The organism is Bifidobacterium asteroides (assembly GCF_030758775.1).
GTDB lineage: Bacteria > Actinomycetota > Actinomycetes > Actinomycetales > Bifidobacteriaceae > Bombiscardovia > Bombiscardovia kimbladii.
The window spans coordinates 1,728,611-1,752,805 of the sequence record NZ_CP132384.1 but is presented as its reverse complement, the minus strand read 5'-3'; the positions used below and the strand labels follow the sequence as shown (position 1 = coordinate 1,752,805).

General features: G+C 61.1%; 11 protein-coding genes, 1 tRNA gene and 2 pseudogenes. 10 read left to right on the top strand and 4 right to left on the bottom strand.

The window, feature by feature from the left end:
• Positions 1–7 precede the first annotated feature (7 nt).
• Both RAM15_RS07175 and RAM15_RS08560 read left to right on the top strand, forming a co-directional pair.
• A pseudogene (locus RAM15_RS07175) lies at positions 8–6,218 on the top strand (fatty acid synthase subunit beta domain-containing protein); the annotation flags it as partial.
• 173 nt (positions 6,219–6,391) lie between these two features.
• Positions 6,392–9,337: pseudogene (locus RAM15_RS08560) on the top strand (beta-ketoacyl synthase N-terminal-like domain-containing protein); the annotation flags it as partial.
• A gap of 1,631 nt (positions 9,338–10,968) precedes the next feature.
• On the opposite strand, the gene RAM15_RS07170 reads toward RAM15_RS08560, so the two are convergent.
• Entirely contained in the window at positions 10,969–11,223 is a 255-nt protein-coding gene (locus RAM15_RS07170) for a hypothetical protein (protein WP_306221333.1), read from the bottom strand.
• A 384-nt stretch (positions 11,224–11,607) separates the two neighbouring features.
• On the opposite strand from RAM15_RS07170, the gene RAM15_RS07165 reads away from it, so the two are divergent.
• Together RAM15_RS07165 and RAM15_RS07160 are read left to right on the top strand one after the other, a co-directional pair.
• Positions 11,608–11,681, top strand: a tRNA-Gly gene (locus tag RAM15_RS07165).
• A gap of 358 nt (positions 11,682–12,039) precedes the next feature.
• The gene (locus RAM15_RS07160; protein ID WP_306221332.1) at positions 12,040–12,510 is read left to right on the top strand and encodes a holo-ACP synthase; all 471 of its coding nucleotides are present in this window, start codon (positions 12,040–12,042) and stop codon (positions 12,508–12,510) included.
• Between the two features lie 324 nt (positions 12,511–12,834).
• Here RAM15_RS07160 and RAM15_RS07155 read toward each other — a convergent pair whose 3' ends face one another.
• Complete coding sequence (locus RAM15_RS07155; protein ID WP_306221331.1) at positions 12,835–13,665, bottom strand: hypothetical protein; 831 nt, start codon at positions 13,663–13,665, stop codon at positions 12,835–12,837.
• A 1,299-nt stretch (positions 13,666–14,964) separates the two neighbouring features.
• On the opposite strand from RAM15_RS07155, the gene RAM15_RS08555 reads away from it, so the two are divergent.
• The 4 genes from RAM15_RS08555 to RAM15_RS07140 all read left to right on the top strand — a co-directional run bounded on the left by RAM15_RS08555 (position 14,965) and on the right by RAM15_RS07140 (position 18,292).
• Positions 14,965–15,168, top strand: coding sequence for a helix-turn-helix domain-containing protein (locus RAM15_RS08555; RefSeq protein WP_372338682.1), 204 nt, complete (start codon positions 14,965–14,967; stop codon positions 15,166–15,168).
• Between the two features lie 1,095 nt (positions 15,169–16,263).
• A complete protein-coding gene (locus RAM15_RS07150) occupies positions 16,264–16,548 on the top strand; it encodes a hypothetical protein (protein ID WP_306221330.1) in 285 nt (94 codons plus the stop codon).
• A gap of 235 nt (positions 16,549–16,783) precedes the next feature.
• Positions 16,784–17,071, top strand: a complete 288-nt coding sequence (locus RAM15_RS07145; protein ID WP_306221329.1) for a hypothetical protein — start codon at positions 16,784–16,786, stop codon at positions 17,069–17,071.
• A gap of 504 nt (positions 17,072–17,575) precedes the next feature.
• On the top strand, positions 17,576–18,292 hold the full coding sequence (locus tag RAM15_RS07140; protein WP_372338652.1) for a hypothetical protein: 717 nt from the start codon (positions 17,576–17,578) through the stop codon (positions 18,290–18,292).
• A gap of 50 nt (positions 18,293–18,342) precedes the next feature.
• Here RAM15_RS07140 and RAM15_RS07135 read toward each other — a convergent pair whose 3' ends face one another.
• Together RAM15_RS07135 and RAM15_RS07130 are read right to left on the bottom strand one after the other, a co-directional pair.
• Entirely contained in the window at positions 18,343–19,569 is a 1,227-nt protein-coding gene (locus tag RAM15_RS07135) for a hypothetical protein (protein ID WP_306221327.1), read from the bottom strand.
• A 637-nt stretch (positions 19,570–20,206) separates the two neighbouring features.
• The gene (locus RAM15_RS07130) at positions 20,207–20,536 is read right to left on the bottom strand and encodes a DUF4176 domain-containing protein (RefSeq protein ID WP_306221326.1); all 330 of its coding nucleotides are present in this window, start codon (positions 20,534–20,536) and stop codon (positions 20,207–20,209) included.
• Positions 20,537–20,854: 318 nt separating this feature from the next.
• On the opposite strand from RAM15_RS07130, the gene rpsO reads away from it, so the two are divergent.
• Both rpsO and RAM15_RS07120 read left to right on the top strand, forming a co-directional pair.
• Positions 20,855–21,124 (top strand): 30S ribosomal protein S15, encoded by a 270-nt coding sequence (gene rpsO / locus RAM15_RS07125; protein ID WP_024626835.1) that lies wholly within the window; start codon positions 20,855–20,857, stop codon positions 21,122–21,124.
• A gap of 250 nt (positions 21,125–21,374) precedes the next feature.
• Positions 21,375–24,128 carry a polyribonucleotide nucleotidyltransferase gene (locus tag RAM15_RS07120; RefSeq protein ID WP_306221325.1) on the top strand — a complete coding sequence of 918 codons (2,754 nt, stop codon included), beginning with the start codon at positions 21,375–21,377 and terminating at the stop codon, positions 24,126–24,128.
• Positions 24,129–24,195: the final 67 nt, after the last annotated feature.

Here is a 24,195-nt window from a genome sequence, read left to right as displayed (position 1 = left end):
GGACATCATGACCAGTACATTCTTCATCAACCGTCTCGCTGAGCAGCCGCACGCGCTCATGTTCGCCGGCCAGTCCAACCCCTGGACCGTGGCCTTGGCCGATCTGCAGGGCGATCCCGACATCGACAGGTCTCTGAGGGAACGGATGGCTGCGGCCACCGACCTGCTCAGGGCGGTCAAGCCCGACCTGCTGGCCACCAACGGCCGTCAGCTGGACCTGTTTGGCTACAAGCCTGACCCGGTCAGGCTGGGGCCGGCCGCCGACGCGGCGGTCAGCGTGCCCGGCATCGCCCTGGTGCAGTTGGGCGCCCTTATGGACATGGACCAGCTGGGCTACGACGCAGCCCAGGCCCGCCCGGTGGCCCTGCTGGGGCACTCCCAGGGCATCATCGGCGTCCACATGGTCCAGGAGATCCAAGCTGCCGGTTCCATGAAAGCCGCCCAGGGCGCCATCGACCAGATCCTGGCCACCGCCATGCTGATCGGCGCGGCCGGCACCCGTCAGGCCCGTCGCCTGGGCATCCACCGCCAGGGTGAGGCCACCCCCATGCTTTCGGTGCGCGGCGCCACCCGCCATCAGGTCGAGGTCCTGGTCGACCGGGTGCCTGGCGCTCGCGGTCCCATCAGCGTGGCCGTGACCAACTCGGACCGCAACCTGGTCCTGTCCGGCTATCCGGAGGATCTGGCCGCCTTCGCCATCGAGGCAGGCAAGGAGAGCGAGCATCAGCGTCAACTGCGCGAGGACAAGGTCCGTGGTGGAACGGCTTTCTCGCCGGTTCTGGAGTACCTGGATGTGACCCTGCCCTTCCATTCCCCGCTCATGAAGGAGGCCGTGGACCTGAGCGTGGACTGGGCCTCCCGCTGCGGTCTGGACACCGAGCGTGCCCGGGTCTTGGCTGAAGAGGTCCTGCTCAACCATGCCGACTGGGCCGGCCGGATCGCCGAGGTCATGGACCAGCAGGATGCCGCCTCCCTCTGGCTGGTGGATCTGGGCCCGGGCGAGACCCTGGGCAAGCTGGTGGACAACCTGGTCCAAGGCACCGGCGTGGGCGTGGTCGAGGCCTCCAACCAGGCCCGGCGCGCACAGCTGTCCACCATGGAGGAGGATCCGGCCAGGACCCAGGACTGGTCCAAGCTGACCCCTCGTCTGCTTGAGACCCCGGCTGGACCCCGGGTGGAGACGGCCTTCAGCCGGTTGACCGGCAAGCCCCCGGTCATGCTGGCCGGCATGACCCCGACCACCGTGGAGCCCGAGATCGTCGCTGCGGCCGCCAATGCCGGCTACTGGGCCGAGCTGGCCGGCGGCGGCCAGGTGACCGCCGAGGTCTTCGACCGCCATGTGTCCCAGCTGGAGGACCAGCTGCAGGAGGGTCGCACGGTCGAGTTCAACGCCATGTTCATGGACCGCTACCTGTGGAACCTCCAGTTCGGCAGCCAGCACATCGTGCCCAAGAAGCGCGCCTCCGGCACCCCCATCGACGGGGTGGTCATCTCTGCCGGCATTCCCGAGCTGGACGAAGCCGTGACTCTGATCCGTCAGCTCAACGAGGAGGGCTTCCCCTACGTGGCCTTCAAGCCCGGCACGGTGGACCAGATCCGCCAGGTCGTGGCCATCGCCCGCAAGGTCGCCCCCACCCATATTCTCATGGAGGTCGAGGGAGGCGCCGCCGGAGGCCACCACTCCTGGGAGTCCCTGGACGACCTGCTCTCGACCACCTACGCCGAGGTCCGCGCCTGCCCCAACATCGTTCTGGTGGCCGGCGGCGGCATCGGCACCCCTGAGCGGGCGGCCGACTACATCAGCGGCCAGTGGTCCCGCGCCTACCACCTGCCGGACATGCCCGTGGACGGCGTCATGATCGGCACAGCGGCCATGACCGCCAAGGAGGCCCACACCAATCCCGAGATCAAGCGGGCTCTGGTGGCCACTCCCGGCATCGACAGCTCAACCCCCGATCCGGACCCCTTCGCCCCCATGGGGGAGAAGTGGGTGCCCAGCGGCAAGTCCGTGGGGGGCGTAGGCTCCGGCCTGAGCCACCTGCACGCCGACATCTACGAGATGGAGAACTCCTCCGCCGAGTGCGGCCGCCTGCTGGTCCGGGTCATGAAGCACCCGGAGGAGCTGGAGACCCGCCGCGGGGAGATCATCGAGGCCCTGAACAAGACCGCCAAGCCCTACTTCGGCGATCTGGAGACCATGACCTACCAGGACTGGGCCCAGCGTTTCGCCGACCTGGCCTACCCCTGGGCCGACGACACCTACATCGACCGCTTCCTGCACCTGCTGCGGCGCATCGAGGCCCGTGTCTGCGAGCGTCAGAGCGGCGAGTTCGACTCCATCTTCGCCTCCAGGCAGGATGTGGCCGAGCCCGAGCAGGCGCTTCGCCGACTGCATGAGGCCTACCCACAGGCAGCAGAGCTCAAGGTGGTGCCCACCGACGTGGCCTGGTTCCCCGTCCTGGTGCGCGAGTACCCCAAGCCCATGCCCTTCGTGCCGGTCATCGACAACGACCTGCTGCGCTGGTGGGGCCAGGATCAGCTCTGGCAGTCCGAAGATCCCCGCTACGGCGCCGACTCGGTCAGGGCCATCCCCGGACCCATCTCCGTGGCGGGCATCACCACGGTGGACGAGCCGGTGGCTTCCATTCTGGGACGGTTCGAGCAGGCGGCCATAGACCGGGTGCGCGACCTGGGCAGCGGTCCCGCCAAGGCCTACAGCCAGCTGGCAGGCGCTGCTGATGCGCAGGAGTTCATCCGCCGCAGCCCCAACATCTCCTGGGTGGGCCATCTGATGGCCAATCCGGCCTACGGGACGGCCATGGACGACCCCAACTACACCATCACCGCCACCGGCCAGGACGACCTGGGCGAGCACTACGACCTGGACATCCACCTGGATACCTACTGGGACGACGACCCCGACGGCGGTCTGGACAGGCATGCGGTGCGCGACATCGTCGTGCCGTTGACCATCAAGAGCGACCAGGTCGGCCTCTTCCCGGTGGTCGACCGCACCCGCCTGCCCAAGGATGTATACGCCCTGCTGGCCGATACAGCCGGCATCGGCAACACCACCATCACCGGCGACAAGCTGGAGGCCATGCCTGCCATCGAGAAGGACGATGACGACCCCGAGCACCCCTTCGGCCTGGCCCACAGCGGCTACACCCTGGCATCCAACCTGGGCTTCGACCATGAGGCGGCCACCGGAGGCGCCCTGCCCGATGCGCTGATCCCCTCCGGCTTCGCCCCCGATGCGCTGGTGGGTCCGGCCTGGCCGGCCATCTACGCAGCCCTGGGATCCGTCTATGTGGATGGCTTCCCCATCATCGAGGGACTGCTCAACGCGGTCCATCTGGACCATCTGATCGAGCTGGAGGTCAGCGAGAAGCGCCTGCTGGAGCATACCGGCCAGCGGATCGAGCTGACCAGCTGGGCCGAGCCCTACCAGGAATCTTCCTCCGGCCGGGTGGTGACCATCCATGTGGTTCACGCCGCCCAGGACGGGACTGTGCTGGCCCGCGAGGTCGAGCGCTTCGCCATCCGTGGCCGTGCCTACAGCGACCAGCTGCCCCAGGAGGCTCCCGAGTACGGCGGCATCCGCGCCGACACGGTGGACACGCCGCGCAGGCTGCTGCGTCGCGTCACCGTCACCGCTCCCAAGGACATGACCGCCTTCGCGCGCACCTCCGGGGACTTCAACCCCATCCACACCTCCAAGCGAGGTGCCGCGGTCTCCGGCCTGTCTGCGCCGCTGGTGCACGGCATGTGGCTGTCGGCCACCGCCCAATATGCGGCCCAGGCCACCGACGAGCAGGGTGTCCACTACGAGATCGCCGGATGGACCTACAACATGTACGGCATGGTCCAGCTGGGCGACAAGGTGGAGATCAGCCTGGAGCGTGTGGGCAAGGTCCGCCATGGCGGCCTGGTCCTGGAGGTCACCTGCAGGATCGACGGCCAGCTGGTCTCCCGCAGCACGGCGATCGCCCGCGCCCCAAGGACCGCCTACGTCTATCCCGGCCAGGGGATTCAGCAGCAGGGCATGGTCCTGGACGAGCGGGCCAAGTCCCCGGCCGCCCGTGAGACCTGGGAACGGGCCGATGCCCTGACCCGCAGCAAGCTGGGGTTCTCCATCCTGGCTGTGGTGCGTGACAACCCGCACACCCTGACGGCCAAGGGGGTCACCTACCACCATCCGGAGGGTCTGCTCAACCTGACCCAGTTCACCCAGGTGGCCCTGGCCACCGTGGCCTTCGCCCAGACCGCCCGCCTGCGTGAGTCCGGCATGGACATCTGGCCCGCCTACTTCGCCGGCCACTCCCTGGGCGAGTACAACGCTCTGAGCTCCTTCGCCGGGGTCATGTCCCTGGAGACGGTTCTGGAGCTGGTCTTCCACCGCGGGTCCACCATGCATTCCCTGATCGAACGCGACGAGCAGGGGCGCAGCAACTACCGGATGGGCGCCCTGCGTCCCAACCAGTTCGGCGTGGGTGACTCCGGGGTCAAGCAGTATGTGGAGTCCGTATCCAAGGAGTGCGGCGAATTCCTGGAGATCGTCAACTACAACCTGGCCGGCCAGCAGTACGCCATAGCCGGAACCATCGCCGGTCTGGAGTACCTGCGTGCCGACGCCAACCGCCGGGCCAAGGAGGCGGGCGGCAAGCCGGCCTTCATGTACGTGCCCGGCATCGACGTGCCCTTCCACTCCACACTGCTGCGCAAGGGGGTGCCCGAGTTCCGCGACACCCTGGACGCCCTGCTGCCCGAGCACATCGACTACTCCCGCCTGGAGGGTCGCTACATACCCAACCTGGTTGCACGGCCCTTCCAGATGACCAAGGAGTTCGCGGCTTCCATCCTGGAGGTGGTCCCCTCCGAACGCATCAAGCAGGCGCTGGACGATCCCCAGGTATGGGACCGGTATGCGGCCGACGACCAGAAGCTGGGCCGTCTGCTGCTGACCGAGCTGCTCTCCTGGCAGTTCGCCTCTCCTGTGCGCTGGATCGAGACCCAGGCGATCATGTTCGACGCCCCCGAGCAGGGCGGCCTGGGCGTGGAGCAGCTGATCGAGGTAGGGCTGGGCCATTCGCCCACCCTGGCCAACCTGGGCACCAAGACCCTGAAGCTGCCCGACTTCCGCGAGCGTCACGTGAGCGTCTACAACCTGGGCAGGGACGAGAGCCGGGTCTATCTGACCGACACTGATCCCATGGCCCCGGTTCAGGAGGAGCCCGCAGCTCCGGTCCAGGTCTCCAGCCCTGAACCTACTCAGGCTGCTGCACCCGCACCTGCCCCTGCAGCAGCCGAGGACTCGGCCCCCGCTCCGGCCCCGGCGACCGGCGGCCCATCGGGTGCCGATGTGGCCGACCTGCCCTTCAAGGCCTCGGATGCCATCGCTGTCCTGCTGGCCTACTCCACCAAGATCCGCCCCGAGCAGATCGGGCAGACCGACACCACCGACACCCTGACCAACGGCGTCTCCTCCAGGCGCAACCAGCTGCTTATGGACATCAGCTCCGAGCTGGGCGTGGCCAGCGTGGACGGCGCCGCCGAGGCCAGCATGACCGACCTGAGCGCCCTGGTGAACAAGGTGGCCCCCAACTATCGGCCCTTCGGCCCGGTGCTCTCCGACATCGTGCGTGAGCGCATCCGCGACCTCTTCGGCCCCTCCGGCCTCAAGCTGCAGCAGGTGGAGCAGCGGGTCTCCGACGTCTGGCAGCTGGGTGCCGGCTGGGTCTCGGCCACCGTGGCCAGCCTGGTCCTGGACACCCGTGAGGGTGCCTCCTCGCGTGGCGGCGACCTGGCGCTCCTGCCCACCGAGGCTGTCTCCACTGTGCCTGCGGCCAATGCGCTGATCGACCAGGCCGTTCAGCAGGTGGCCCAGCGTCACGGCGTCACGGTCTCCATGCCCTCTGCAGGCGGTGCCGCCGGCGGTGCCGTAGTCGACTCCGCCGCCCTGGATGCCTTCGCAGCCCAGGTGACCGGCTCTGAGGGTGTGCTGGCCTCCACGGCCCGCTTCCTCCTGGACAAGCTGGGGCTTGAACCCCCGGCCGTCCAGCCTGGCGAGAATGAGGATGCTGCCGTCGTGGCCGCCGTCGATGCCGAGCTGGGCAGCGACTGGCCCGAGCAGGTGGCGCCACGGTTCGAGGCCTCGCGCGCCGTCCTCTTCGACGACCGCTGGGCCAGCGCACGCGAGGATCTGGCTCACATCTACCACGAGCATGACGACGACCGCAGCCGCCTGAGCTTCGTAGGAGCCGGACGCGAGGTGCACGATCAGGCCGTCTGGTACGCCGAGCAGGCGCGCAACCGCGGCGAGCAGGATCTGGCCCGGGTCTTCAATGGCATCGCCGACCAGGCCATGACCCCAGCCGATTCGGACCAGACCGCCGCACGGTTCGCCAAGGACGTGGCCGTGGTCACCGGCGTGGCCCCCAAGTCCATCGCTGGATCCTTGACTGCCGGCCTCCTGGAGGGCGGGGCGACGGTCATCGCCGTCTGCCATTCCCTGAAGCCGCAGACCGTCATCTGGGCCCGCGACCTCTACCGTCGCCATGCCGTGGGCGGTGCCCGTCTCTGGATCGTGCCTGCCAACCTGTCCAGCTACCGGGATGTGGATGCCCTGGTCGACTGGGTCGGCAACGAGCAGCGCAAGACCACGGGGGCCACGACCACCGTGCTCAAGCCCGCCTACGAGCCCACCCTGCTGCTGCCCTTCGCAGCCCCCGCCATGCACGGGACCATGGCCGACTCTGGTAGGCTCTTCGAGTCCCAGGCCCGGCTCATGCTCTGGAGCCTGGAACGCCAGATCGCCGGGTTCGCCGGCATTGGTGCGGACACGGACGTCGACCACCGTCTGCATGTGGTCCTGCCTGGCTCGCCCAACCGTGGCATGTTCGGCGGCGACGGAGCCTACGGGGAGGTCAAGGCCGCCCTGGATGCCATCGTCAACCGGTCCCGCCCCGAGCAGGACTGGTCCGGCCGGGTCACCTTCGCCCACCCGCTGATCGGCTGGGTCCGGGGCACCGGGCTCATGGGCGGCAATGATCCGCTGGTCCGGGTGGTGGAGCGCCACGGCATCCACACCTACTCCACCGGGCAGATGGCTGATTCCCTGCTGGAGCTTTGCACTGTAGAGGCACGTCAGCAGGCTCTCCAGGCCCCGCTCCAGGCCGACCTGACCGGCGGCCTGGGCTCCAGCCCGCTGGACCTCAAGGCCCTGAAGGCCGAGGCTGCCCAGGATGAGGATCCGTCGACACCGGCTCCAGCCGGAGAGCCCGGGGATGCGCTCGCAAATGCCGACAAGGATCAGGACCGGGTCATCAAGGCTCTGCCCACACCCCGGGTGCCCGCCCAGGCCCCGGTGGATCTGCAGGATTGGCAGGGCGTGACCGCTCGGCCCGAGGATCAGATCGTCATCGTCTCCATCGGCGAGATGGGTCCCTGGGGTTCCGGCCGCACCCGCTTCGAGGCCGAGATGGGCATCCACTCGGACGGCCAGGTCGACCTGAGCGCCGCCGCCGTGCTCGAACTGGCCTGGAACATGGGTCTGGTCGAGTGGCAGGACAGCCCCAAGCCGGGCTGGTACGACACGGACGGCGAGCTGGTCCCCGAGCAGGACATCGCCGAGCGCTACCACGATCAGGTGGTGGCCCGCTCCGGCATCCGTCCCTTCGACGACGGCATGGGCTCCGACTACCGCCAGGGCACCAATGAAGAGGAGGTGGATGTCTTCCTGGATCACGACGTGGCCTTCTCGGTGCCCACCAAGGACATGGCCGAAGAGTACGTGGCCCAGGATCCGGACCACACCAGCATCGCCCGCGACGAGCAGTCCGGCGAGTGGACCGTCACCCGTCTGCCGGGCTCCCGCATTCGCGTGCCGCGCCGGGCCACCATGTCCAGGACCGTGGGCGGCCAGTTCCCCAAGGGCTTCGACCCGGTCAAGTGGGGCATCCCCGCCTCCATGGTCGGGGACGTGGATCAGATCGCCCTCTGGAACATCGTGACCACCGTGGACGCCTACCTGTCGGCCGGATTCACCCCGGTGGAGATTCTCCAGGCCGTGCATCCCTCCAAGGTAGCCTCCACCCAGGGGACCGGCTTCGGCGGCATGGCCTCCATGCGCAAGCTCTACCTGGATCGCTTCCTGGGCAAGGAGATCCCCACGGACATCCTTCAGGAGGCCCTGCCCAACGTGGTGGCCGCGCACGTCATGCAGTCCTACATCGGCGGATACGGCAACATGGTTCAGCCGGTCTCGGCCTGCGCCACGGCTGCGGTCTCCCTTGAGGAGGGCGCCGACAAGATCGCCCTGGGCAAGGCGGACTTCGTGGTCACGGGCGCCATCGACGACATCGGCGTGGAATCGGTCATCGGCTTCGGCAACATGAACGCCACCGCCGATTCCGCCGAGATGTACGCCAAGGGCATTCAGCCCCGGTTCTTCTCTCGGGCCAACGATCGTCGGCGCGGGGGCTTCCTGGAGTCCCAGGGCGGCGGGACCATCCTGCTGACCCGCGGCGACATTGCCCTGCGCATGGGTCTGCCTGTGGCTGGCGTGGTCGGGTACATCCACTCCTTCGCGGACGGTGCCCACACCTCCATCCCCGCACCCGGACTGGGGGCTCTGGCCGCCGGCATGGGCGGCAAGGACTCGGACCTGGTGCGCTCGCTGGCCAAGCTGGGCGTGAGCCCCGACGACATCGCCGTGGTCTCCAAGCATGACACCTCCACCAACGCCAACGACCCCAACGAGTCCGAGTTGCACAACACCCTGGCCCACGCCATCGGGCGGACGGACGGCAACCCGCTCTACGTCATCTCCCAGAAGAGCCTGACCGGCCATGCCAAGGGCGGCGCCTGCATCTTCCAGATCAACGGGCTCACCCAGCTCTTCCGGTCCGGGGTCATTCCGGCCAATGCCTCCCTAGACTGCGTGGATCCGGTCCTGAGACGCGACGACCATCTGGTCTGGCTGGAGCAGCCTCTGAAGGTGGGCAGGATCAAGGCTGGGCTGGTTACCTCCCTGGGCTTTGGCCATGTCTCCGGCATCGGTGTCATCGTCAGCCCCGGAGCCTTTGAGGCAGCCGTGCTCCAGACCTCCGGCCAGGAGGCCCTGGATCAGTGGCGTCGCCGGGCCAACGATCGTCTGGCTGCTGGTCAGCGACATCTGGAGGAGGGCCGCATGGGTCGGGCCCCGCTCTATGAGCCCATCGACAACCGTCGCTTCCACGAGGACGGCCACGGGTACGTGGGCCATGAGATCGAGAAGGCCATGCTGCTGGATCCCCAGGCTCGCCTGGGTGCCGACGGCTACTACGACCGGGGCTGAGAGCGGCGTGAACCAGCTGGACTTCCGTTTGAGGCAGTAGGCGGGAGTCCGGTGAGGGAACAGTCATTGCGATGATCGGGGAGGTGGGCCAGACGGCTTGCCTCCCTTATTGTCTTACCATTGGGTGCGGCTGTCCCTTGTCTTCATGCCTTATGTACAAGGGCTCCCTTGCAGGTATGCGAGCTATCTGGTCGTAGGGACTTATTGGTCATTGGAGCTGTTGTAATGGCTGTGCACAAGGGATTTTGTCCGAATATTGCCCGCATGTTGCTCAACCGGCGGTGTGCTATTACCGGGCTCCCATTGGAGCCTTTTCACAAAAAGGTATAAAAAGTAGATGGGTGACCCAGATTTTACTTGGGATTATTGCTGGGCCACCCAAATGGCCGAACTCGTCTTGGGGGAGTGTCCGGCCTCTTACTCGTGCGAAGTTTTAGTGCTAGTGATCGCTGTAATGGAATTCCTACTGCTGAGGTTTGCTGCCATAATACTCATGGCAAGAAGCCCGACTATCATAGCCACGCCGATATTTTCCCCCTCAGCTGTGGGCAGGACGCCTACAGTAAGGGGGAGTCGCTGGTTGTCGATGTCGCCGGATCGGTCGATCGAATTGAACGTTTAGCGGATGGCCACTGTCACCATAATTGGTTGTATGCGGGGGTTGGGGTGACATCCCAAGTGTCATCGCCGTTTCGTATCAGTCAGGTTCTCTGCTTCTGCTCAAGGAGCATCTCAGCGGACACACCGCTTGCAGGGAAAAGGAATTGCGGCGGTAAAGCGATTGACTGCATTGAGGGGATTGCCTGTTTCTAGTGGTCTATTCGGATTGATTTCCTGGACATGAGTCCTTATGCCTGCAGCCAGGTCTTGGGAATGGAAGGCACCTATGCTGCATGGAGTGATTTGTAAGGAGTACCGTTTTATTGCTCAGAACAAAGGCAGGCATAATACCCCGCGTATGCACGATGTTGTCGCCCAGCTCTCACTAATTATTGTTACCACACGGATGGGTGTCCCTCATGGGAAGCCACAGCCAGTCAATAAGGGTAACTTGTGCTGACCGAGCGTTTCCGCTTAGGAACCGTACTCATCGGTGCTCACTGCGTTCGCGTGCATAGCCATATTGCAGCAAGTTATCGTTCATGTCTAAGGGAATACAAGGAACATCGCGACACCGAAAGCGACACCGCAAAATCCGAATATCGTAGCCCCAGCGAGTCGCTTCATGTAATCCGGCTTGCCCCAATTGTTTTTGAGGTCATCCGAACATGCTGACAGACAATGTTTAATAACTGATACCATTTCATTCCCTTTCTTAAGAAGGAGCTGCAAGATGCAAGGCTGTCAAAATCGGTATGGTCAATCCATCGACGCTTAAGCAGAGCAAGTTGTCGCATAGGTTATGGTAGTAGCTCCGCGTCAGCAAGCTAGCATCTGACCTTATCTGCAAACAAATTCATCTCTTCGTTAGTCAAAGCAGAAGAACCTGGCTAACTTCTCGTCAATTATGTTTGGCTATAGTCCCCTTCTCAACTGTGATCAGCTACTTGTTTCCCGCCGTTCTCGTTTTTGAGAACCGCGTAATAGATATTTACTGATGTTGCTGTAAATGCTATCAGAAGGATTAATGCTCATACTGTTATCGCCAGCATGATTTCAACTTTTAAAATCGATGTGCGGGCATAGCGGAATTCCCATTCTCTAAAAGCAAGGCTGCTGTGCGTGGCGAATTTGTCGATGCCAATGTCAATTACCTCTGATTTTTGTTCTCTAACATCGGGTGGCAGCACGTTATCAGTCTGATTCCACTTGCTCTGTAAGAATGAATAATCTTGCGGAAATCTGTCAGCCAAGTTCCGTGCAGAACGTTTATTCTTCCCATCCATATCCTTCGATAAGGAGTGGTCACCGCGTGAGCATGGATGATCCTGCAGTACTCAGGCAGTCACTGGAACGGACGAGGTGTTCCTTGGATCCAGGGGATTGATCCATGGATACGCAGAGAAGCGATACTGGCGACGGCGCGATCTCTTATTCAGGGTGGATGAACCGCCTGAGACTAGTCCAGCTGCCAAGGGATCAGAATTTCTGTACGGATCTTCACGATTATCCGCAAAGGAGGGGTAATCAGCGCCGGTTTCCATGGCGCCGAGGGGTTCTCCCCAGTGATGTATACGTACGTTTATTGCCGAGTTCAACCGGGCGATGACCGATGTACTGCATGTTCCGGCCGGCCCATGTGCTATGCTCTGTACCGAGCCAACGGCTTTGCGGGCGTAGCTCAATGGTAGAGCCTCAGTCTTCCAAACTGATTACGCGGGTTCGATTCCCGTCGCCCGCTCCACGGTAATCTTTGGTATTCCGTCATTCTTGGCGGTTTCTCCAGTCACTCGGAGCGGTCAGTATCAAGCCTGACTGAGTGAGATTTTTCCCCAGTAATCGGCGATTTAGGGCTCAATGGGTACACGATAGGGTACACGTGGAGGCTCTGGATGGCAGTGGCTACAGGGCGGTCCAACAGCGTCATGCCAGCGTTGTGACTCTTGCTGCTGACACGGCGCAACTTCCCTTATTTTTGCTCTTCTTTTTACGGTCGCTTACGCAGGAATGGAGCTATCAATGACGCAGTTGGGGAGCGCGAAGTACTCAATTTCCGACTGTGTGATTTGCTGCATTGGCCGATGAGGGGCATACTCGGGCCTATGGATGATGCCGGGTTCGGACAGGTGCTGGGGTTGGGACATGATTTGGTCGATCTGGAGAAGTTCGGCCGACAGCTGGCTATGCCAGGCACGCGCATGACAAGCTTATTCTCGCCAAGGGAGCGGCGGCAGGCCGAGCAGCGCGCCCTGCTCAAACATGACGACACAGCGGCGCACTTGGCGGTGCGCTGGGCTGGCAAGGAGTCGGTGCTCAAGGCCTGGTCTCAAGCGCTGGGGCCTGAGCCGTCGCCCTATGGTTTGGATGATTTTCCCTGGAGCGGTGTGGAGATTCTGGACGACGGTCGGGGACGGCCGAGTGTCAACCTAGAGTCCTCCGTAAAGGCCAAGCTTCACGAATCCTTGCTTCTGACCGGTAGTCAGGTCGACCAGGTCGAGTTGCGCTGGCATATCGCTCTCAGCCATGATGGGCCGGTAGCTTCGGCGGTTGTGCTTTTGTGCAGGTTCGTCTGAAATTAGGCTAGGACATGTGACTCATGTGCCGTGAATTCCTAGTTGTCGTGTCAGACAACCAAATAGAAGTCCTCGGCATGTGGAGCGATGCTCCGATTGTGTCGAAGTCGAATTCAAGGTTCAAGACTTCAGATGCAGTCAGCTCTATGTATTACGTGCGTCGCCATAAGGGCTGACTGTGGTTCCCAACTACATACAACCTCTTCTTGAGTTGCGTCCCTTACTTCCGTGGGATGATCTCGGCTCATCGTCCGGTTGTGACCGATAAGAAATTCAGGGACGGCGCGGCCGGGTCCTGATTCTGGCCGAAAACGCTAAGGGCGCTCAGCATCCGCTGGTGATGTCAAGTTGCATTATGCACAGATAATGATGAGCTCCGTCGATCTGCTCCTGGGTGTAGTGATCGGGGGCGGGAGGGTAGCTGGAGCCGCTGCCTCCCGACGAAGGCGCTGGAGCGGTATAGCCGCCTCTTGATCCGCCTCGTGCATATCTGGAGCCGTTGGAACGGCCTGAAGCGCCGGCAGAGCCGCCCCGTGTGTGGCCCGAGGAAGACGCCGGAGCCGCAGTAGCCGCCTGCTGGGCCTGCTGATCAGCGGCCTCCCGATCGGCATTGGCCTTGGCGGCCTTCGAGTCATTGACTGCCTGCATCTGGCTGGCGAGATCGAGATCCTGGATGGCCTTGCGCCGCACGTTGGTATCTGCCTTGGTGTCGGCCTGCACGACCTTGACCTGGTCGAGCACCGTTTTCAGGGCGTCGCACACAGCGTTGTCCGCTACCTGGCCGTTGCTGCCCGAGAGCAGCGAGTCCCCGTCAGCGATTGCCTTGTCCAGGTGCGCCTTGACCGTCCGGGCCTCGTCGTTGGCCGCCTTCTCCACGGTGGCCACGACCTTGGTGTCGGACACGTCGTCCTGGGGTATGGCCCGAACCCACCGCTGCGCCGCAGCCCGATCCGCTTCGTAGGCCTTCACGCTCCGAGCCGCGGAAGTCGCTTGCGACCGGCAGTCGGCCATGGACTTCGCTTTGACGTGCGAAGACCAAGTCCACACCCCCAGCGATAGGCCCGCGGCAATCACCAGGACGGCCACGAGACCGACGATGAAATGCCAATGGGCGCCCTTCGCCGATGCGCCCTTCGCATTCTCCTTCCCTGCCATGACTGATTTACTTCCCTCATGGTGCAGGCCTAGTACGGTCTGCGACAGAACACCCTCATTCTCGAGGATAATCCTTACTGATGCAAACTTTTTTATGCATACTACGCGTATTCCTCGTATACGTGTGAATAACCACATTTGTAGCAGGCTCGCAGGACTTGACTTCATGTGTTCCCTGCATCTGCGGCCTGATTCCATCAAAGGGGAACCTCGTTGTTATTGGCCCAATCCTCTTCGCTTACTCTGAGTTCAAAGACTTCAGAACGGATGGCTGACATGTTCGCCACGATAATTCAAAACCAACAACCAGAGTGATTCCGAATCGCTCTGTTGTCGCGTGTGAGTGCGGCAGGTATGTCTTTCGCCTCTTTGTCTTTGACTTCAGCGCTCGCATATTGGGGTCGGTGCTGGTGTCTCTGAGTTCATCGATGAGGGCGGGCATAGGGAATGCCGTGGTAAGTGCAGCCGAGTTTACATCTTCATCCTTGTCTTTGAAGGAGGTAAACAGTTTCGGGCGATTGGTTTGACTAGCGTATAACCCTGCTAAACACTTTTGACTGGATCTCGCCCAATCTTGAGGTTGTGTGGTGTGGCCAGACAAGGACGAAGCAAGTGGAGCTTACAGGCAAGTACCAATGCATGGAATCGGCGAGGAGACTTATGCTAATAGTGTGTGTCAGTATGATCCAGAATGTCCTGTACATCGTCATCGTCCAGGGACGACGTGTCCGGTGGTTTACCGCAAGAGAATGGCTGCGGCGCGTGAGGCTCAACGCCGTCAGCGACAGCGTGACGAGCTAATAGGAGTCGTCGTCTTCATGGCGGTCGTTATAATTGGCTTTGCCATCCTGAATAGGGCAATCCCCGGATTTCTGAGCACTCTGCTGCAGGGCTTCGGCTTCACGAACAAGTAAATGCCAAGCATTCCTGACTCCTGCTTGCAGTCTCAATGCCAAGAAGGTCTTATTATCTGCTCGACGGCCAACGCACCGAGCGCGACGCCTATCCCAGTTTTCAAATCATGCATTTGAAATCAGGCGAGCTCAGACTGTGCATCAATGCTATGCAGGGCGTTGCTCATGGTGGCCAGTTTGTACTTTTGGATTGCTGCCAATACCATCGCTATCAGGCTGTTGCCGATGCGTAGCTTTTTTGTCGGCGGATCGGGGCGACGTTGACAGGAATGGCCATGACATGCAAATGGTGATGACATAAATCGCTAATCATCTGGATGAGTTTCTTGATTTTCATCAGCCTGCAGTTATGACTGGCCTAGGGGGAGCCTAGCTTCATTAGGGTATTCAAAAAGGAAACTGGTTATACGCCTTATGTCTATGTTATGGACGCGCCATCAACTCATCTCGAAGAATGCTCAGCAATTCCTCCAAGTCTGTCGAATGTATAGCTCGGAATTGCGGATATTCCAAGCCGTCCGTCTTTTGTAGCGCTTTTAAATCAAAAGTATGTATGTCACCTATTGAGTATTGTCGCTGCACTTTGTAGACGATGGATGGATCGTTGAACTTGTCGATTATATGTGGTTGTCGATGAACGGTAGACTGATGTAATATCCTTAATGCGATGCAGATCATTTGTGACTGAGAGCGCTCCTGCGCATTTGTTTGAGCCGGATTTAATTTGTATAATCTATGTTGGAGTTCAAAGTTTTATGTGTATCGCGTAAATGAATAAGTCGCCGTAGGGCGTGGGTTGAAATGGGCAGAACAGCGCCAACCCGGCCAGCGAAGGCGTCGCTCCCTTCACGGGAGCGTGGATTGAAATCTCGAGGAGATTTGGACTGGTGGCGGTTTGCGCAGTCGCTCCCTTCACGGGAGCGTGGATTGAAATTCGGCCATGGCCGCATAGAGCTTATCCATGATGGGCGTCGCTCCCTTCACGGGAGCGTGGATTGAAATACCAGTCAAATGGGATGGCAGCCCCATCATATGGGGTCGCTCCCTTCACGGGAGCGTGGATTGAAATCAGAACGTGCGAGGCTTCATAGGCGACGTGAACGGTCGCTCCTTTCATGGGGGGCGTGGATTGAAATTCTTGGAATCTGAGCATTTCCGATTTCGGATTCCAGTCGCTCCCTTCAGGGGAGTGTGGATTGAAATTGCAAAGGCAGGCGGCGCTGGTCTCCAACACTCGGTCGCTCCCTTCACGGGAGCGTGGATTGAGAATGCCGCCACGTATGGTTCTCTGCCTGCCGTATATGCGTTAGTTCCCCCCCCCCTCCCTCCAAGTATGAGCCTAAATTGGAAAACCGATCGCACTACTTTGAATCACCTAGACAGCACTGTTTTTTAGCGGAAACATGAATTAAAACTGTTCTTTCCTTGGTACTCTATTATGAATTGTATTCCTCTCAAACATGAGTATGAGTTGCTGCTCCGGCATAGTGTCAAGCTTTCATGGATTCTCTTGTTCCTAGCCGGGAGAGTGCTGTGCTCTCTGCATTGGCGAGAATGATCTCAAGCAATGGACCGGGACTTTTCAGTAGTATAGAAATACTGCTGGTCCTCCCTAAACCCGCAGGGACAATCCTGCAGGGCATCGGATGGATGCCCTCATGTTCGCAAAGATGAGAGGAGACGAATGGCCTTGGATGAGAAGTTTATGAGAAAAATGGCATCCAAGGATAAGGCCTGTACCACTTATGACCATATTCCCCAAAAGAGGATTGATGACTATACGTCAAAGTATCCCATTACTGATGACATGGATGATGCAGAGCGCAGAGTCTGGGATTCGTTGGATGATGAGGACAGGCGAATGATCCAGTCGGATCGTACATACTATGGGACAAACTATGGTGCTGGCTTCGGCGGCGACACCAAGGTGAGTTTCTACGATGTCCTCGGCATCAGACAGTTCGACTGATTCATCTCCGGATTCCTGTATGCTGCTGTAATCAGCAAAAGAATCTCCACTGGAGCGCTGGGGGAGAGACCATAACCACTTCATAGTTCGTACATGAGTGTTTGATCCTCTGGGAATGGTCCAGCTGTCTGTTCGGCCAAAAATGAGAATGCTCTGTGTCCCCAGCAGGCGCGGGGATGATCCTGCGGGGCATGGGATGGATGCCCTGCAGGTTCACAAAGATGAGAGGAGACGAATGGCCATGGATGAGGATTTCATGAGAGAAATGGCAACTAAGGACAAGGCCTGCACCGCTCATGACAACATCCCCCAGGATCTGATCGACAGTTATGCGTCGAGGCATCCTATCACTGAGAAAATGGATGAAGCCGAGCGCCGGGTCTGGGATTCGCTGGATGATGAGGAAAGGCGAATGATCCAGTCGGATCGTGTGTACTACGGTACAAATTACGGCACAGGCTGCGGTCCCGGTGACGAGTATGTGAGTTTCCGTGATGTCATCGGCATCAGGCAGTTCGACTGATTCATCCACCAAGCTCCCATATGCCGCTGCAATCGGCAAAAGAATCGCTATTAGAGTGCCAGGGAGAATCCATAACCGCTTCATAGTCCGTACATGAGTGTTTGATTCTCTCCAGCCGGAGTAATCGCATTGGTGTGCCCTGATTGAGGGTTTTGTCTGCTTTGTATATGACTAGCGGTAGATGACTAGCAGGGTGTTTGAACACGGATCGTCATGGTTTTCAGATGAGCATGATCGGCTGGTCAGAAGACGCGGCCCGGGTGCTCATCGGATGCGTGGGGGATGAGTCTAGGTCTGCAGCATTTTTGATCGCAGAAATCAGGTGTTCCCCGCTTCTGCGTGGGTGGGCTGTGTCGCTTTCAGGATGACTCCATTTATCTGCTATTGCCTGGATGCCGAGTGCCTGCGAATTGACCTTTTGCATTCTTGGGCGCGGGTGCGCCGCCCGGTATAAGCTTGTAGGCGATGTGTCCACGAGCAGCGGACTTGGAGGTGTGGTCGCCGATGGAGCAATTCGACGATGCGGATGGCGCGGAATCCGGCAGAAGCGAGGCAACGGGTTCCGCAGTCGTGCAACCGCATCCAGATGAGGCGACCGCAGTGAACAAAGTTTCGGCTCATCCTGAGGCGACCATTCCGGACTCTGAATACTCTCTGGCTGAGATTGAGCAGCGCCGTGCCCGCCCGGTCCGCTGGGTGGTCTTCGCGCTGGCGATTCTCCTGGCCATCGTCATTCCTTATGGATATGGGCGCTCGCTGGCCATCAACCATACCCAGGGCGTGCTCCACTATGCCTCGGTCCTGGATCCGCGCGGCATTGCCCTGATCGCCTGGACCGTGACTGTGCTGACCTTTATGGGCATCGGCATGTCCATCATCGAGTCGTCCTCCTGGTTCTGGCGGGTGGTCTTCGTGCTGAGCCTGGCTGCCGAACAGCTGATCGCCGGCCTCTGTCTGCTCAAGATGAACTTCTGGTACAGCACCTTCGTGGTCTACCAGCATCAGGCCATCCTGGCCAACGCGGCCAACTTGGGCATCATCGCGGCCGGGTTGGGCGTGGCGGTCTTTGCCGTTATTTTTGTGGCCATCCTGGTCTGCGTGCGCAAGGATTCCCCCTGGAACACGCTGACTCACAGCTGGTCGGCACTGTCCATGTTCTTCATCATTGAACTGATTGCCATCGCCATCGTCCTCTTCGGAGGCCTCATCACCGCGGCTTGAATCATAGGATCGCGAATTTACTAGGGGATGGGGGCTGATGCATATGGGCTTTACTCGGCTAATTCCCGATCCAGGCGTTTGGCTATCCGCTCGGCGTAGGAGGTATCTATGATGATTAGGCTCCCGCAGGTCACAAACAGAGCGACCAAGGGCCAGCCCATGAGGGTATGGACCCATTCGGGAAGGGTGAAGAAATCAGTGAGGAACATGAGCGGCACCAGGATGTAAACGCTGTAGCCGAGGACATGCATGGTGTAGGGGATGGTAGTTCCTGTGATGTATCGCATGCCGATCCAGTAATTGTCGAGGGCGGTTTGGAGTTCGCGGCTGCTGGCCGGGGTCATGTGGTGTTGGGGGAATTGCCGGTGGGTGGCCCAGACCCATGCGCCGACGCCGATGGCGAGGCCTAGGACGCAGCTGACGATCGCTGTGGTCCGTGGGGGCATGCCCAGGAGGACATCGCCCCCCTGGAGTGGAGGGTGTGGTCTGGAGCGGTGCCATGCGCGGGCTATTTTCAAGGCGGATATGAAGATGATGACGATCATCGCGACGATGGATAAGGGGACGGAGTAGTGTCTTCTGTTGTATTCCCTGGCTTCCGGGGTCCGGTAGCGCATGGGGGCCTTAACGGGCTGGTTGCGGACGCGGTCCCAGTAGACGCGGGTGAACCGGTCGGGCAGGAAGCCGATGGCTTCGTAGCGCCACCATGCGGGGCGGCTGGCGTGCCAGTTCGGCGTCGGCCGTGTCCGGCGGCGAACCTGGTCCTCCCGCCGGTGGTCGCGGGCGAGGGCGCGGACCTGGCGGGCGCGCAGGAGCCTGGTGACGGGGTTGTCGGGTCCCTTCCAGGCCAGAAGGCTGACCTGGTCCTGGGTGAAGATGACCAGGCCGGGGTCGGGGGTGTGGCCGACGCCGACCTCGGGCAGGGGAGCGTCGCCCCCGGGAACTACGCCGGGTCCGCAGGCAAGGCCGCCCACGGAGCAGATCCTGCCCGCGTACCATGGACCGGATGACCCGGTGGTCTGTTCGGGTGGCTGCACATACTGGCCGACCAGGCGGACCACCAGCCCGTCCTCTCCCAGCCTGTCGAACCATCCGGTGCCTCTGTAGGCCCCGGATACGGTGGCAGGCCCGTCGGCCAGGACGACCAGCGAGCCCAGGGGCAGGACCTGCCCGGGCCGGGGCCGGCCGATCCTGCCGCGCCGCCGCCACACATGCCCCTGGAAGGTCTGCAGGCACAGGCCCCGCGCCAGGAGGTAGGGCGCCAGGACGCGGTCCATCAGCCGCCTCGACCTCCACGCATTGAACGACATCAACACAAACAACCAGACCAGCATCGCCGGAGAGCCTAATACGACATCTATCAATAGGTACAACATCAGTACGCCCCCACTAATGTCATCCCCGGTTTCAATCCGAGCCGCGCACATGGCAATGCAGGAGACAGCGGGAAAGCTACCATAGATTGTCCTTCATGTGGCCCCACATGTCATCTCCGTTCCTGCGATTGACGGAATCGTCGTGAAAAGCGTTGTCGGCTACTGTACCGAGGTATCCTACGACTAAACCAATTCCAGCTCCTACAATCCTACCTGGTGCAGGGGCGATTGAATCCCACAACTGCTCCAGCGGCAGCTCATGCTGCAGCACCGATAACACCATCAGAGGCAGTGATCAGGCCATGAGCCATAGCGTCTTGGGTAGCTGCCTGTTGTCAGTATGTGCCGAAGGAATCAGCAATGCCGCTCAATGATTCAAAACCGCCAGAAAGAAAATCGCCGACCATGAAAGAGTGGTTCAATGTATTGAATTGCATAGCCTTGGCGGTTGCTTCATCAACGCATCCGTCAAGGTCGCTTTTGGTTTTCTCCCCTTTATCCCTTTTATCGAGTATGTCCTATGTGACCGGTAACTGAATCAGAGATGAAGGTGGGGGTAGGCGGTTGATTTGGTGACTTCATCAAACCTTCGTTCATAGGATCGTTCCTCGGCGTTGATATATCCCATGAACACCATTTCCGTCACGTCTTGGCGGTTGAAGAAAACGATCTTGGCCGGATCGGTCATGCCATACGGGAATTGTACGGCACCATAGTCAAAGTAACCCGTTGTTCCATGCATGACTGTCAACGGTGCGCGGGCGATGATAACCAGCAGGGTACCCGGGTCTCTTCCGGTTTTCACCACGGATCCCAAAGGAAGAATGGTGTCTTCTGATTTTATGGAGTTCTGCTCGGATTGTTTCATTAGATGCCCTCTTTGGTGGATGAATGAAGTTACATTCCTTCAACTTCTCTAAAAACCTATAGCAGGACTACATGTAAATCACGGTCGATTCGTGCAACACAGTGCGACATCTTCGCTACATCGGAGTGAAGTGACTCATTCCTCATTGGCGCCAATCCAATTTTCGCTGCGCTTTCCTCCACTTTGTTGATTCCGTCACTGTTCGCTTGGTCCGCAAAATGTGTATAATGAATCTTTGGCGTGTTTCGCCCGCGGATCGAGAGCGCTTCAGCATAGGGCTGGTGCACCGCGTAACGGAAGAATGCAAGAGGAGGAGCCGTGGCTCTTACGAGTGAGCAGAAGCAGGCAATCGTCAAGGAATACGCGACCCACGAGGGTGACACCGGTTCCCCCGAGGTCCAGGTGGCTCTGCTGAGCAAGCGCATCTCCGACCTGACCGAGCACCTCAAGCAGCATCAGCACGACCATCATTCGCGTCGTGGCCTGCTGCTCATGGTCGGCCATCGTCGCCGGTTGCTGGATTACCTCAAGAAGGTGGATATCAACCGCTACCGTTCCCTGGTGGAGCGTCTTGGACTGCGCCACTGATACGCATGCTTTCGCCCGGGCCTAGCGCTCGGGCGCTTTTGCATGACTGAACCAGGCACCGTCAACCCCGGAATGGGGTTGCAGAAGATGGTGCTGAACACAAATGCAAGGTTGGTCCGCAAGGCATGAAGATAGCCGGACATGGGGTTCGGCAGGACCAGACCGAAGTAGAAGGATCTCCGGCAGCTAATTGATGCCGAGCATCCTGACATCAGGTAGTAAACAAGAAGTAAACAAAAGGAGGAACCCTATGGAGGGTCCCGAAATCACGGCTGTAGAAGCCACGATCGATAACGGATCATATGGCAAGCGCACGGTGCGCTTCGAGACGGGTCGTCTCGCCCAGCAGGCGGATGGGGCAGTAGCCGCCTATCTTGATGACGATTCCATGGTGCTGTCCACCACCACCGCCGGATCCAGCCCCAAGGAAAACTACGATTTCTTCCCGCTGACCGTTGATGTGGAAGAGAAGATGTACGCCGCGGGCAAGATCCCCGGCTCCTTCTTCCGCCGCGAGGGTCGGCCCTCCAACGAGGCCATCCTAGCCTGCCGGCTGATCGACCGCCCCCTGCGCCCCCTCTTCCCGCACACCCTGCGTAACGAGGTCCAGGTTGTGGAGACCATCCTGGCCGTCAACCCCGAGGATGCCTACGACGTGCTGGCCCTGAACGCGGCCTCCGCCTCCACCCTGATCTCCGGCTTGCCCTTCGAGGGCCCGGTCTCGGGTCTGCGCCTGGCCCTGATCGATGGTCAGTGGGTGGCCTTCCCCCGCTGGAGCGAGCGCGAGCGCGCTGTCTTCGAGCTGGTCGTGGCCGGTCGTGTGGTCGAGGGCGGGGATGTTGCCATCGCCATGATCGAGGCAGGCGCCGGCAAGAACGCCTGGAGCCTGATCTATGACGAGGGCCAGATCAAGCCCGACGAAGAGGTGGTCGCCCAGGGTCTTGAGGCTGCCAAGCCCTTCATCAAGGTTCTGTGCGAGGCCCAGAGCGAGCTCAAGGCCAAAGCCGCCAAGCCCACCAAGGAGTTCCAGCTCTTCCCCGAGTACACCGACGAGCTCTATGAGCGCATCGACCAGGTGGCTCATGCCGACCTGGACCAGGCCCTCTCCATCGCGGAGAAGCTGCCCCGCCAGGAGCGCATCCACGAGATCAAGGAGAAGGTCCGCGAGGCTCTGGCTGACGAGTTCACCGATATGGACGAGGCCGAGAAGGACAAGGAGCTGGGCAACGCTTTCAAGGAGCTCCAGCGCCAGATTGTCCGCCGCCGCATCCTGACCCAGGACTACCGCATCGACGGCCGTGGCCTGCGCGACATCCGCACCCTGTCCGCCGAGGTGGACGTGGTGCCTCGCGTGCATGGCTCCGCACTCTTCCAGCGCGGCGAGACCCAGGTGCTGGGCGTCACCACCCTGAACATGCTGAAGATGGAGCAGACCATCGACGCCCTGTCCGGCCCCACCACCAAGCGCTACATGCACAACTACGAGATGCCGCCCTATTCGACCGGCGAGACCGGCCGCGTGGGTTCGCCCAAGCGCCGCGAGGTGGGCCATGGCAACCTGGCCGAGCGCGCTCTGATCCCGGTTCTGCCCAGCCGCGAGGAGTTCCCTTACGCCATCCGTCAGGTCTCCGAGGCCATCGGCTCCAACGGGTCCACCTCCATGGGCTCCGTCTGCGCCTCCACCCTGTCCCTGCTGGCTGCCGGCGTGCCCCTGAAGGCCCCTGTGGCGGGCATCGCCATGGGCCTGGTCACAGGCGAGGTCGACGGTCGGCCCACCTACAAGACCCTGACCGACATTCTGGGTGCCGAGGATGCCTTCGGCGACATGGACTTCAAGGTGGCCGGCACCTCCGAGTTCATCACCTCCCTGCAGCTGGACACCAAGCTGGACGGCATCCCCGCCGACATCCTGGCCGCCGCCCTGCAGCAGGCCAAGGAAGCCCGGGCCACCATCCTGGACGTGATCAACGAGTGCATCGACGGGCCCGCCGAGATGAGCCCCTATGCGCCGCGCATCATCACCACCCAGGTTCCTGTCGACAAGATCGGCGAGGTCATCGGACCCAAGGGCAAGATGATCAACCAGATCCAGGAGGACACCGGTGCCGACGTCTCCATCGAGGACGACGGCACGGTCTACATCGCCTCCGAGGGCGGCGAGGCAGCGGCCAAGGCCAAGGAGGTCATCGACCAGATCGCCAACCCGCACGTGCCCGAGGCGGGGGAGACCTTCAACGGCAAGGTGGTCAAGATCACCAGCTTCGGCGCCTTTGTCAATCTGACCCCCGGCACCGACGGGCTTCTGCACATCTCGCAGATCCGCAACCTGGCCAACGGCGAGCGTATCGACTCCGTGGAGGACGTCCTCAAGGAGGGCGACACCGTCGAGGTCATCGTCCAGGGTGTGGACGACCGCGGCAAGATCTCCCTGGCCATCCCCGGCTTCGAGGATCAGGAGTCTGCAGGCGGCCGTGATCGTGGCGGCCGCACAGACCGTCGTGACCGTGGTGGCGACCGTCGTGAGCGCGGCGGACGTGGTGACCGTGATCGTCGTGATCGCCGCAGTCGTTCCTCCGACCGCGAGGATCGGTATGAGGCCCCGCGCCGTTCCCGTTCCGAGCGTGATGATCGCTACTACGACGACGAGGACCAGGAGGACCGTCCCCGGCACCGTCGTCAGAGCCGCGACCGTGACTATGAGGACGGCGGAGACTGGTTCGAGGATGAGGACCGTGGCTCACGTCGCGACCGTCGTCGGGTCTCCCGCGATGATGACGAGGATCGTGGCGGCCGGGGCCGTGGCGAGCGTCGTGGCCGTGGTGACCGCGGCGGTCGTCATGAGCGTCGCTCTTCCGGACGTGGCGGCTACCGTGGCCGCAGGGAGAACCCGCGTTATGCCGCCGACGAGCACTACGACGAGTACCGGGCCGACCGGGAGGAGCGCTCAGAGCGTCCCCGTCGCCGCGTACGCAGGGACTTCGATCCCTTCGACAGTGAGGACTGATTCCCACTGATGCGGGGACCCCGTTCCATTGGACGGGGTCCCCGTTTTTGTCTCTTCTGAATTTAGT